The organism is Daquilactobacillus linshuiensis, assembly GCF_052828685.1.
In genome coordinates this window covers 384,833-398,295 of record NZ_CM128255.1, presented here as the reverse complement: position 1 = coordinate 398,295, position 13,463 = coordinate 384,833, and the positions used below count along the sequence as shown (strand labels likewise).

11 protein-coding genes and 1 pseudogene are annotated in these 13,463 nt (G+C 29.8%); all 12 read right to left on the bottom strand.

Annotation, left to right across the window (positions count from 1 at the left end; genetic code table 11):
- Window positions 1-24: 24 nt before the first annotated feature.
- A complete protein-coding gene (gene rny / locus ACUV9F_RS02110; RefSeq protein WP_446184042.1) occupies window positions 25-1,590 on the bottom strand; it encodes a ribonuclease Y in 1,566 nt (521 codons plus the stop codon).
- Window positions 1,591-1,746: 156 nt separating this feature from the next.
- On the bottom strand, window positions 1,747-2,787 hold the full coding sequence (recA, locus tag ACUV9F_RS02105) for a recombinase RecA (protein WP_446184041.1): 1,041 nt from the start codon (window positions 2,785-2,787) through the stop codon (window positions 1,747-1,749).
- Between the two features lie 84 nt (window positions 2,788-2,871).
- Entirely contained in the window at window positions 2,872-3,405 is a 534-nt protein-coding gene (locus ACUV9F_RS02100) for a CinA family protein (RefSeq protein WP_446184040.1), read from the bottom strand.
- A gap of 32 nt (window positions 3,406-3,437) precedes the next feature.
- The gene (gene pgsA, locus ACUV9F_RS02095; RefSeq protein ID WP_446184337.1) at window positions 3,438-4,019 is read right to left on the bottom strand and encodes a CDP-diacylglycerol--glycerol-3-phosphate 3-phosphatidyltransferase; all 582 of its coding nucleotides are present in this window, start codon (window positions 4,017-4,019) and stop codon (window positions 3,438-3,440) included.
- A gap of 94 nt (window positions 4,020-4,113) precedes the next feature.
- Window positions 4,114-4,932, bottom strand: a pseudogene (locus tag ACUV9F_RS02090) (helix-turn-helix domain-containing protein); the annotation flags it as partial.
- A gap of 59 nt (window positions 4,933-4,991) precedes the next feature.
- Entirely contained in the window at window positions 4,992-5,720 is a 729-nt protein-coding gene (gene ymfI, locus ACUV9F_RS02085) for an elongation factor P 5-aminopentanone reductase (protein ID WP_446184039.1), read from the bottom strand.
- Window positions 5,713-6,963 (bottom strand): EF-P 5-aminopentanol modification-associated protein YfmH, encoded by a 1,251-nt coding sequence (gene yfmH / locus ACUV9F_RS02080; protein WP_446184038.1) that lies wholly within the window; start codon window positions 6,961-6,963, stop codon window positions 5,713-5,715. Before yfmH ends, ymfI begins: the two co-directional genes overlap by 8 nt.
- Window positions 6,964-6,966: 3 nt before the next feature.
- Window positions 6,967-8,238, bottom strand: coding sequence for an EF-P 5-aminopentanol modification-associated protein YfmF (yfmF, locus tag ACUV9F_RS02075; RefSeq protein WP_446184037.1), 1,272 nt, complete (start codon window positions 8,236-8,238; stop codon window positions 6,967-6,969).
- A 6-nt stretch (window positions 8,239-8,244) separates the two neighbouring features.
- Window positions 8,245-10,584, bottom strand: coding sequence for an FtsK/SpoIIIE family DNA translocase (locus ACUV9F_RS02070; RefSeq protein ID WP_446184036.1), 2,340 nt, complete (start codon window positions 10,582-10,584; stop codon window positions 8,245-8,247).
- Window positions 10,585-10,696: 112 nt separating this feature from the next.
- Window positions 10,697-11,206, bottom strand: coding sequence for a tRNA (uridine(34)/cytosine(34)/5-carboxymethylaminomethyluridine(34)-2'-O)-methyltransferase TrmL (gene trmL / locus ACUV9F_RS02065; protein ID WP_446184035.1), 510 nt, complete (start codon window positions 11,204-11,206; stop codon window positions 10,697-10,699).
- Between the two features lie 175 nt (window positions 11,207-11,381).
- A complete protein-coding gene (locus tag ACUV9F_RS02060) occupies window positions 11,382-12,251 on the bottom strand; it encodes a putative RNA methyltransferase (RefSeq protein WP_446184034.1) in 870 nt (289 codons plus the stop codon).
- The gene (locus ACUV9F_RS02055) at window positions 12,223-13,404 is read right to left on the bottom strand and encodes an AI-2E family transporter (protein ID WP_446184033.1); all 1,182 of its coding nucleotides are present in this window, start codon (window positions 13,402-13,404) and stop codon (window positions 12,223-12,225) included. The genes ACUV9F_RS02060 and ACUV9F_RS02055 overlap by 29 nt, the downstream gene beginning before the upstream one ends.
- Window positions 13,405-13,463: the final 59 nt, after the last annotated feature.

The window sequence follows — 13,463 nt, the reverse complement described above, 5'->3', positions numbered from 1 at the left end:
AGTAAAAAAAGCCTTTCGGCTTTTTTATTTAGCATATTCAACTTTTCTTATTTCTCTAATAACAGTAACTTTTATATGTCCGGGATATTCTAATTCATCTTCTATTTGATTTTTTATATCTCTAGACAGTATAGTTGCCTGATCATCAGAAATGTCTTCTGGTTTAACCATTACTCTAACTTCTCGACCAGCTTGAATTGCATATGTATGATCTACTCCATCATAGTCATTAGCAATTTGTTCTAATCTTTCAAGTCTATGTATGTAGTTTTCCATAGATTCAGATCTTGCACCTGGTCGTGCTGCAGAAATTGCATCTGCTGCTGCAACAATTGTTGCAATTAATGAAGTTGGTTCTGTATCACCATGATGAGAAGCAATAGTATTAATCACAACCTGTGACTCTTTATATTTTGTTGTTAGTTCAACGCCTATTTCAACATGAGAACCTTCAACTTCTCTATCAATAGCTTTACCAATATCATGTAATAAACCTGCTCTCTTAGCTAACGTTTCATCCTCATTTAACTCTGCTGCCATAAGTCCAGAAAGCTTTGCAACTTCAATTGAATGACTTAATACATTTTGACCATAACTCGTTCTAAAATTCATTCTTCCAAGAATCTTAATTAAGTCAGGATGCATATTATGAATCCCTAAGCTATATATGGCCTGTTCTCCAAGTTCACGAATTCTCTCATCCATTTCTTGACGAGCTTTGTCCACCATCTCTTCAATCCTAGTTGGATGAATTCTACCATCTTGAATCAGTCTATCCAAAGCAATTCTGGCTATTTCCCTTCTAATTGGATCATAGCCACTAAGTACAACAATTTCTGGAGTATCATCAATAATTAAGTCAATTCCTGTTAAACTTTCAAAGGAACGAATATTTCTACCTTCCTTTCCAATAATTCTACCCTTCATATCATCATTGGGTAACGTTATTGTTGTAACAGTATTTTCAGTAACAGTGTCAGCTGCACTTCTTTGAATTGCTTCCACAATAAGATTTTTGGCAATTTTATTTGCATCTTGTTGTGCAACTTCTTGACTTTCTTTTATAAGTTCAGACTTTTCATGAGTTAATTTTTCATTTAAATCATCAATAATTTGTTTTTTTGCGTCTTCTTCAGATAAATTACCAATTCTATGAAGTTCTTCTTGTTCTTTTGAAATAATTGAGGATAAATCTTCTTTTTGTTTTTCAATTGTCTTTTGTTGGGCTGTAACGTCATTTTCTCTTTGTTCTAGATTATTTTCACGCTTATCCAAAGTCGTGTCTTTTCTATCTAAAACTTCTTCTCTTTGTAAGAGACGTTCTTCTTGCTTTTGAATGTCTTTTCGACGTTCTTTTAAATCCAATTCTTGTTCAGCACGATATTTGTGTGCTTCTTCTTTAGCCTCTAATAAAGCTTCTTTTTTTGACGTTGAAGCTTCTCTTTTAGCATCTTGAATTATCTGATCAGCAGAAGTGTGTGCATCTGAAAGTTTTTTATCATAACTTTTTTTACACACAACATATCCAATTAAACAACCAACTAGCAAAAATATTAGCATGATTGCGAGGTTTACTGGATTCGTTAGCATAATCCATTCCTCCACATACTTTATTATTTTTTTGTAGTAAAATTTTTAATTTATTAAATTGTTAAAGATTATACGTACATTGTTAATAATATTATTAAAAAAAACATTAGTCAATAATATTAATTACATAAAAAAGAAGGAATTTCTTCCTTCTTTTTAATCAGTTTCTTCTTTTTTGTCTTCTTCTACAACTTCTTCTTTCACGCCGTCCATTTCATATTCTTCACGAACCCTCTCATATATCTCTTTATACATCTCTGGACGTTCTTCAATATATGTTTTCGCGTTTTCTCTTCCTTGACCAATTCGTTCTTCATTATAGGAATACCAAGCTCCAGCCTTCTTAATAATATCTTTATCAACCGCCATATCGACAAGTTCACCAGACTGAGAAATACCTTTTCCATACATAATGTCCACAATAGCTACTTTAAATGGTGGGGCAACTTTATTTTTGACAACTTTAACTTTAACTCTATTTCCTATTACATCAGAACCGTCTTTTATCTGTTCTGATCTTCTCACTTCTAATCTAACGGTTGAATAAAATTTCAATGCTCTTCCACCTGGAGTTGTCTCAGGATTTCCAAACATTATTCCAACTTTTTCACGAATTTGATTTATGAACAAAGCAATAGTCTTTGTTTTATTTATTGAGCCTGAAAGTTTCCTTAGTGCTTGAGACATTAAACGAGCTTGTAATCCCACATGAGCATCACCCATTTCTCCTTCAATCTCAGCACGTGGAACAAGTGCAGCAACAGAATCAACTACAACAATATCAATAGCTCCACTTGATACAAGAGCATCTGCTATTTCAAGTCCTTGCTCACCAGTATCAGGCTGAGAAAGCAAAAGATCATCAATATTTACTCCTAAAGCAGTTGCATAAGCAGGATCCATAGCATTTTCCGCATCAATATAAGCCGCTGTTCCACCATTTTTTTGAACCTGAGCAACTGCTTGTAAAGCGACAGTAGTTTTACCAGAACTTTCAGGTCCATATATTTCTACAATTCTTCCGCGGGGGAAACCACCGACACCTAGCGCATTATCAATCGCAAGTGAACCAGAAGATACGGTTTGAATTTGTGTACTTACATTATCTCCCATTCTCATAATTGCGCCTTTGCCGTAACTTTTTTCTATTTTTTTTAGTGCTGCATCTAATGCAGCTTTTCTTTCATCTTGAACCAATTTTTGGTCCTCCTTTTAATATCTCACATAAATATTTTATCTTTACCATAAAAATTATGCAAGCAAAAATACGAACAAATGTTCTTAATGGTTGAAACTATTTTTTTGAATTATTAACATAGCTGCCGTAACTGCTTTTTTTCTAATTAGTTTACGGTCACCTAGAAAATTAAATTTATAGGCAGTTGTTATCTTTTCATCTGAATATCCGATATAAACAGTCCCTGCTTTTTTACCTTCCAATGAATTGGGCCCTGCAACTCCTGTCAAGCCAATTCCTATTAAACTATGCATTTTTGCTTTACTATTCTGCGCCATAAGCTCTGCTATGACTTCACTAACAACACCATATTCATTTATTATTTTTTCATCAATATTAAGAATCTTTTGTTTTGCGCGGTTTGAGTAAGTAACAAATCCGCCCTCCAATATTTGGGACGCACCAGAAACATCTGCTAAAGAAGATAAAAACATCCCCGCAGTTAAACTTTCAGCTGCAGTTATAGTTAACTTATTTTCTATTAATTTTTTTACAGTGAATAAAATGATCTTATTGTAAATTTGATCATCTATAGCTTCTAAATTCTCAATATTTTCTAAGCTTAGTTTATTAGTCATTTTTTTCACCACATTTTAAATTACGTAAATTACTATTTTTTATCAATAAAAACTGACCTATTTTGAATAAAATAGTCAGCACCAGAATAAATTGTAAATATTAATGCTATATATAACATTATAGTTGCTAACGGAAATCCTAATGTTTCAAAAAAAATATTATTTAATAGTAATAAAATTATAGCCAGCATTTGTGTTGTTGTTTTTATTTTTCCAGGCATTTGTGCTGCTAAAACTTTTTGCCCATTTTCTACTAACAAAGTTCTTAATCCTGTAATTGCTAATTCTCTACAAAGAATAATTGCAACTACCCATGCCGGTGCTTTACCTAACACTACTAAAAATACAAAAGCAGTCATAACAAGCATTTTATCAGCCAAAGGATCTGCAAACTTTCCAAAGTTAGTTACTAATTTATTTTTTCTTGCTATCTTACCATCTAATAAATCCGTTAATGATGCAATTATAAATATTATCGTTGCCCATACTTGGTTCATTGGAATCATCTGATTAAAAACAACTAAGTCTCCCATATCTATATTTACAGCTAACAATAATATAAACAAAGGTATTAAAAATATTCTAAAAATTGTCAATTTATTTGGTAAATTCATTTCCATATCTACATTCCATCCTTTATATTAAAAAAACACCAAGTGGTGTTTTTTATTGAATATCAAAATTAAAAGTTCTAACAAACTTGCCCGTTGCAAGATCAGTAATATTTACATCTGTTTCATTAATTTTAATACTTGTTGCTCTAGCATTTCCAGAATGTACTTGTATTTTCTTAGCACCATCAGGAATTGCAACTTGCTGAGTTTGATTTGCTGCTAAAGCACCAGCCCAAGTACTTGCACCATCAATAGAAACTTGAATCCACGCTTTTGTACTACCAGCAGTCACTGTTAATTTATTATCAGACTTAGGAAGATTCTTGATAATAAAACTACTTGTATCACCAGTAACTGCAGTTATTGCCATGGATTTTGATTCATCTTTTTTCTCAGTTTTATTTGTCTTTTTAGAAACATTGGAATCTTTACTAGAATCTGCTTTCTTTGATGTATCCTCTTTTTTAACTACTTTACTTTTATCAGGAATTACTGTCTGATTGTTTGCTTTGTTTTGCGTTGCAATAGCAAAAATGGCTCCTAATATAATGATAACTAAAATCACTACTATAGCTTGTGGTATATAATTTTTTATCGTGTTTGTATTCAAAGAGCCTTTACTAGCAGCTTTTCTCTCATTATTCAATTGTTTATTTACACCAGAAACAATCGAACCTTGTTCTGGTGTTTCTATTACAGTATCACCTAACAATTCCTTACTGTCCAAACCAACAGCTTGTGCATATTGTTTCATAAATGCTCGTACATAAAATTCACCTGGTAATTGATCAAATTGCCCTTCTTCAATAGCAATTAGATATCTTTTTTGAATTTTCGTTGTTTGTTGTAAATCATCTATTGTCAAACCCTTTTCAATACGGGCTGCTCTTAGTCTTTGACCAATCTCGTCCATAATATCACCTGCTTAATTTGAAATAAGTATACCATATAATATTTTTCTCATAAATACTTTTAAAACAGCCATCCACCGTCTATGTAAATAGTTTCACCCGTCATATATTCTGCCTCTTTTTTCATTAATATATCCACCCAAAAACTAATATCTTTGGGTTTGGCCATTTTCCCCACTGGTATTTGTTCATTTAAATCTTTAATTTCTTCTTCAGTAAAATCTTTTGTCATATTGGTTTTTACGGCTCCAGGAGCTATGGCATTGACTGTTATACCAAGACTTGCAACTTCTTTTGCATATGCATTAGCAAAGCTTGAAATTGCTCCCTTTAAAGAACTATACATTACTTCCATTGGAGAACCAATTTTTCCATAAACCGAACTTAAAAAAATAATTCTACCAAATCCAGTATTAGATATTTTATCTTGAAGTTTCTTTACCAATAATAATGGTTTTTCATAATTAACCTTAATTAACTCTTGCATTCTTATATCCGTTAAAGATGTAAATAACCCATATTCTGTAATTCCTTGTGCAAAAACTATTGCATTTAATGCAAATATTTTTTCGCTAATTACATCAATGCTATCTGTTATTAAATTAGCTTTTATACTAAAGAAATCTTGTTCAGGATAGTTTTTTACTAATTCAGAAATTAGTTTTGTTATCTTTTCTTCTCCATTATTATAATGAAGATATAATGACCATCCCGAATTAGCTAATTTGGCTGCGATACTCTCGCCAATATCACCTGATGCTCCAACAACTAATGCATATTTTTTATTCATCATTTTTTCCAATCAAATCATAATAAGACATATTTTTTTGATTTAAAATTTTGCTAGCTAAATCCACAAGTTCTTCTTTAGTGATGTTTTTAATTATATCTATCAAGTTATTCATATCAAGATTATAAAAATACAATTCAGCCTGTTGATTTGCAATAGATTCTGGTGAGTTTTTTGAAAAGACAAGACTTCCCATAATATCTCTTTTAAATCTTTCAACCACTTTATCTACAGCCATTTTTTTAAATTTCTCGACTGTAAAATGGTTTAATAATTCTCGTCTTAATAGTTCAGGCTTATCTGAATCACCATTTATTAATACAAAGCAATAACCTCGTTCGACAATAACAGAATAGCCAAAATTATCATTTATTAATCGTTTATTTAATAATTCTTCATATAGATTTGAACTTTCTCCAATAAGAATCTCAAATATCATATTCAACATATATTGAGTTTTAATTGGATTATTCTGATAATTTTCTTCATCAATTCTTATCCCTAATGATGTTTTTGTTTGATTAATATCTTCTTTTTCATTTGATCCCGGCAACACATTATCTTTAACTTTAATATCATTTTTTATAACTGGAGCATTAGTAATATTTAAATCATGTTTCTCAATAAAAGAAAATATTGAATTATGATCCACATTTCCCACAATAACTAAATTAATGTTTTTTTGATTATAAAATGTTTTATAAGTTTCCAATAAATTATCTTTATTTATTTTCTTTAAAGTCTCAGAAGTTCCTGCAATATCAAAACTAATCGGATCATTAGGATATAACTTACTCAATATTTTTTGTTCTATTTTCCACTCAGGCATATCTAAGTACATTTGTACTTCTTGATTAATAATGCCACGTTCTTTATCAACATTATCTTTTGTAAAGTACGGCGTTTGAATTAAGTCCAAAAGAACTGCTAAATTATCTGTCACGTTTTCTAAAGTTTGAAATAAGTATGCAGTTTTAGTATAACTCGTGTACGCATTTGCATTTGCTCCGTATAATGCAAATTTATCTGATGAATCATAACCTTTTTTGGCAAATAACTTATGTTCGATAAAATGTGCAATTCCCGCGGGAAGAACCTCTTTTGTTAAAGGATTAGTTAAATCTACTGAACCAAAATCAGTCATTGCTATTGCATATACCTGCTCATATTTAGGCATGGGAATAACTTGTACATTAAGTCCATTCTTTGTTTTTTTTGAATAAATTTGTAAATGTTTACTCATTAATTACTCTCCAACTAATATATATGTTGCAACTTTTTTCAAATGTCTTGCAACATTTTGAATATCTTTTTTTGTTGTTTCATTTACTATTTTTATATACTCTTCATCATCGATTAGATTTTGAGGCTTTAAATATCTCCATACAGATTTATTTAAGTCTGATGTTATCCTATCGCTAGCTAGTTTTCTTTTTGTAATTAGTATTTTCTTTATATGCTTTAAAGCAATATCTGATATTTCATTCTCTTGTAATTCATCAATTTGGTCATCAATAAGATTAATAGCATTATCAACTTCTTGACCATCAATACCTGCGTAAATAGTAACTATATTAGAAAAAGCGTTATATTGACTATTGATTGAATAAGCCAAACTATTTTTTTCTCTAACATTTTGAAATAAAAGAGATTGATCATCTCCACCTAAAGCTAAATTAAATAATTGATAAACAATATTATTTTTAAACTTTAATCCATTTATTTCATAACCAATTGAAATTCTACTTTGATTAATTTTATCTTTTTCAATTAATTTTATTGGTTTATCCAGTGAAATTAACTGCCTATTCCATTTAACTAGCAATCTTTGGTTTGACAACTTACTTAAATTACTATTTTTTATATGTTCCAGTATTTTATTCTCATCAAGATTACTTACAACTGTGATTTTAACTGCATCATCTTTTAGCATTTCTTGATAATGCTGAAAAACTTGTTCATTATTAGTGCTTTTCAGCTCTGATAAATCACCAATTACTGGAATTGTATATTCTGGATTTTCTTTAAAAAGTAATTGCCACAATTTCAAATAACTAGTTAACTCTTTATTATCTTTCATAGAAATCAAATTAGAGACTAAATTATCTTTTTCAACTGAAAAGACATCTTCAGAGAAACCTTTTTTATCCCTATTTAAAATTGGTGTAAGAATTAACTTTTCTAACAATTCAAAAGATTCTTTAAATAAAGATAGTCCATCTACTGTTTCATCGTCGCCATTAATTATCTCCATAGAGAAATTCATATCATTCAAATTACCCCATTGGCGGTTTCGACAATTTAAATCTGCTCCATATAAATCCATTGTTTTTCTAGATATATCTATCATTCGCGGATATTCTTGACAAGAATGAGACAAAATATTAGAAAGCAGTTTTCTTATCGTGGTTTCTTTTGACTTAATTGTTCTAAAAAAATCAATTTCAAATCTAGTAGTATTAAATTTATTATCCTTAATTATCTCTACTTGAATGTTATTTGATAGATTTTCAATCATAAATAATTATTCTCCATTATTTTCTTGCCTTTTCATTGCTTCAAGTTCGTCTTGTGTTATAAGAACTTTTCTTCCCTTACTTCCTTCAGAAGGTCCAACTAATCCTTTGTCTTCCATTGAATCTACCATTCTAGCAGCTCGGTTATATCCAATTTGAAATCTTCTTTGAAGCATTGATACACTCGCAGATTGTTGACTAATGATCAATTCAAGTGCTTCATACCAATATTCATCTATATTATTTTTTTCATCATTTGATTTTTGTGAATCGTCAACTTCGGGTTCATCACTTGGAATCATTGTTTCATCATATTGGGCTTGTTGCTGGTTCTTAACAAAATTAACAACATTTTCTACATCAGATTCTGTTATATAAGCTCCTTGTACACGCGTAGGTTTATTCTTACCTATTGGCTGATACAACATATCTCCTCTTCCCAATAATTTTTCTGCACCATTAGCATCCAGTATAGTTCTAGAATCTATACCACTTGAAACTGCAAAAGCAATTCTTGAGGGAACATTAGCTTTTATTAACCCAGTAATAACATCAACAGATGGTCGTTGAGTAGCTATAATAATGTGCATTCCTGCAGCGCGAGCCATCTGTGCAAGTCTAACAATAGCGGCTTCCACTTCTCTACCTGCAGTCATCATAAGATCTGAAAGCTCATCAACAATTAATATAACATAAGGTAATTTTTCCATTGGTGTATCTGGATGTTCATTGTTATAAGTTCTAACTGAGTCATTATATTCAGTAATATTTCTATTATTTGTCTCAGCAAATAATTTGTAACGTCTTTCCATCTCGCTTACTGCTTTTTGAAGCGCACCTGTCGCTCTTCTTGCATCAGTAACAACTGGTATTAATAAATGTGGTATTCCATTGTATACATTCAGCTCAACCATTTTAGGATCAATTAATATCAATTTAACTTCACTTGGTTTTGCTTTCATCAAAATACCAGTGATTATGGTATTAATTGCAACGGACTTACCACTTCCCGTTGATCCGGCAATTAGTAAATGAGGCATTTTACTGATATCACTGCTAATTATATTCCCTGTAACATCTTTACCTAGAGGAACTTCCATAGGATTACTTTTGTCTTTTTGATTTTCTGTTACATCTTTAAACCCAACTACAGCGCCCTTTTGGTTAGGAACTTCAATTCCAACGAAAGGTTTTCCTGGAATTGGAGCTTCTATTCGAATATCCTTAGCAGCCAAAGCTAAAGCTAAATCGTCGGATAAATTAACTATTTTTGAAACCTTAACACCAACTGCAGGCTGAATTTCGTACTTAGTAACTGTTGGTCCCAGAGTTGCTTTTTTAACATCTACATCAACTCCAAAGCTTTTAAAGGTAGCTTGTAATTTATTTTTATTATCTTCAATTTTTTTAAATTCACTGCTTTGATCTACTTTTTCAACATCTGATAATAACGATAAGGATGGTAAAACATAATCTGAATTATCAAAATTATTTTTTGTCAAAGACGCAAAATCTTCTACCTCTACATCTTCTGTATTTTCTGAGATAGATTCTTTTTTTGGATCTGGTTCATATGTATCAATTTTAAATTCAGATGTTTTTTCTTCTTTATTTTCACTGGTTTCATTGGCAAAAATATTTACATCTTCTATTTTATCTTTATTTCTTTTTTCTCGTCGACTCATTGTTTGTGATTCATCTTTTTTATCAAAAAATAAATCACTTGCCTTAACCGTTTTTTCTTTCACAGTACTAGTTGAATTTTTCATTCCAAGAATAGACATCTTAGTAAACTCAATAACTTGATGAATAGTAACTTTACAAATCATTAATATTCCAATAATACTTGCAATAAAAATCACAAAATATGTACCTATTTTTCCAAATAGGGTATGCGTTGCGGTATACAATATCGCACCTACAAATCCTCCACCTAGTGGATTAGTGGTTACACCGCTTCTTAAATCTTCAAAACATGCATTTAAAGTTACTCGTACAATATCATTTTGAATATTCATGGTATTAAACCACAATGCATGTAATAAAATTAAAAATGAAAAATATGTTAATACTGCACCTGTCATTTGTTTAACAGGTGGTTTAGGAAGTTTTCCAAAAGCAAATAATAATGCACCAATAAATACTAAAAACAATGCAAATAAGTAAAAGCTATCTCCTACAATTAATCTATATAAGTTTGTAAAAAATTTACCTACAACTCCAAATTTAAATAACGCTAATATAGATATTAAAACTAAAATAGCACCAATAACATTTATTGTAATATTTGAATTCTTTGCTGTTTTTTTTGATTTTTTACCTGTTTTTCTCGTTGCTCTTTTTGCCATTAATTCTTCCTCTACACAAACTCTGTCATAATAAATTATACATTTTTATAAAGAAAACAATTAATTCAAATTATTTCTTAATAAAAACAAAAAAAACACAGTTAACTGTGTTTTAATGAAGCTTATCCGTATCGTATAAATGTGTTAATTCCAACCCTTTAAAATTCTGTTGTCTTAATGCTTCATAAATAATAATTGCTGCCGAATTAGATAAATTCAATGCTCTAACTTTATTGGTCATTGGCATTCGTATACATTTGTCAGAATTATCTCTCATAAATTTTTCTGGTAATCCTGTTGTTTCTTTTCCAAATAGGAAGTAGTGATCAACATCCGTACTCTCATAGTTAACATCTGTATACACAATATCTGAAAATTTAGAAACTAAATATAAATATCTTTTATCTTCAATTATTTCCAAAAATGCATCTAAATCGTCATGAATTGTAACATCAACATTATCCCAATAGTCTAATCCTGCACGTTTCATGTGCTTATCATCAAGAGAAAAACCTAAAGGTCTAATTAAATGTAGTTTAGTATCGGTAGCTGCACAAGTACGTGCTATATTTCCAGTGTTAGCAGGCATTAATGGCTCAAAAAGAGCGATATGATTTGTCAAAATAAATTCTCCTCAAGATTAATTTAATAAAAAAAACGCACATCCTCGGTGTTCCCCACGGCAAGAATATACGTTAATAAATATTAATCATAAGCTTTTATCAAAATTAATCTGATAAAAATTTATGATTAAAGTTTAATAACATAATAAGCATTGCTTAATTATAATTCAATAGTTAAATATCGATTTTGAGAAGTTGTAAATTAACTGTAACATTTCTAATATCAGAATTCACAAATTCCTGCCTAATCTTTTCGTCCAAGTTCCAAGTTAGAGGTGTCATAGAAAACATATTTTCTTTTAATTCTTTGTTTGATAATTCAAAATTATAATCAATGTTCTCAACATTTATTGAGCGAAAATTTTTTTCTAAATTCATTAATACTTTTGAATTATCGTATGATTCACTTATGTTTTCACTTTTTTTAGAAACAAACTGTCTAATTTCAGTTAAATACTTAGCGTTTGGAATTACTTTTAAAATTCTTCCTCCCGGTTTTAAAACTCTTTTAAATTCATCATAACTTGCGGGCGACAATAAATTTATAATTGTATCTACAGAGCTATCTTTCAATGGGATATTGGCTAAATTACTAACTGCAAACAGTAATTGGTCTTCACTAAGACCTCTTGTTGAAAATTGTATTCCTTGACTGGATAAATCTAAACCCAATCCTGTAATTGATTTTTTCTTAGATAATTCTATCAATGCAGACCCTTCACCACTTCCCGCATCTACAACAAATTCATTATTATCAATATTTGCAGATAAAGCATTGAATATGGGATTAAATAATCCAGCTGTCATCATTTTAAAACGACTTTGAAAAAGCTTTGCGTCATAGTCACTTTTAATAAACTTATTCACCAGTTGGACAGATCCTCTTTTAGATATATCAAAAGTATGATTATTACTACATTTCAAAGAATTATCGGATGAAGAAATAAACAAATCCTCAAAACAAATTGGACATCTAAATTTATTAATATTTTTTTCAAAAAATTCTAAGGCAAAATCAATCTTCTTTTTTAACAATTTCTTCATTACTTTCTTTGTATAAATTCGAATTTTCTTTAATCCATTTAAAAATTTTAACAAAAATTATTTTTAAAACGGCATATGCTGGGATTCCCAAAAGAACTCCTAATACTCCAAATAAACTTCCCGCTCCTAGTAAAACAATAATCGTTGTTACAGGATGCATCTGCATTTTATTGCCTAACACAAGAGGCGAAACAACCCTAGTTTCTAAAGTTTGTTCAATAATAAATACAATCACTACTTTAATTAACATTCCAGGAGTAAATAATGCAATTATCAAAGAAGGAATTATTGCTAACGGAGTACCAACATAAGGGATAAGATTTAAAAGTGCTGCCATTATAGCTAATGGAAGCCCATATTTTTGCCCTATGATTAAATATCCAACAAAAAACATTACACCTACCCAAAAGGCCACTGTTATTTGTCCTCTAATATAAGCACTTAATGAAAAAGATATTTCACTGACTATTTCCTTACTTGCTTTTCTAAATTTAGTTGGGACATACTCAAAAAAATTATCAAAAAATTTTTCTTTATCTTTTAACATAAAAAAGAGTATAAATGGCGCTGTCAGTAGTACCATTACTATATTAGTAATAATTCCTACTGCTGAACTCAAATTATTAAAAGTTGTTGGTATTAATTTACTTGCACCTTTAGATAATTTTTCGCCCCAATATTGGTTAAATTGTTCGAGTTGTTCTTGCAAAGTTGAATCATTGAAACCTTTGTTTGTTAGTTTAGAAGATAATTCTTGAAAAGTATGCCAGTATCTCGGCCAGCTTTTAACTAATGATTCAATTTGAGATTGTAAAAAAGGTATAAATGACACAATTCCCCATACAAGTAGTGAAAAAACTATAACAAAAACTACTGAAATTGTAATAACTCGTTTCACTTTAAATTTATTCTCAAAATAATCAACTACTGGATCTATTAAATAAAACAATACGATAGATACTAATATCGTTGGCATTATTACACCAAAAATTTTTCCAATAGGAGAAAATACATAGCTAACTTTAGTAAATATGAATATAATTAAAAGTGCTAAAATTATATTCAATAAAGCTACAGTGAATTGATTATTGATGAACCATTTATAAAACCAAGATTTTTTTATTGAAGTTTTTTTATTTTTTTTTGCATCCATATCTAATTCCTTAAAATAATGTTCTTGTATAACAAAATAACATATTTTAAGTTGAAAGA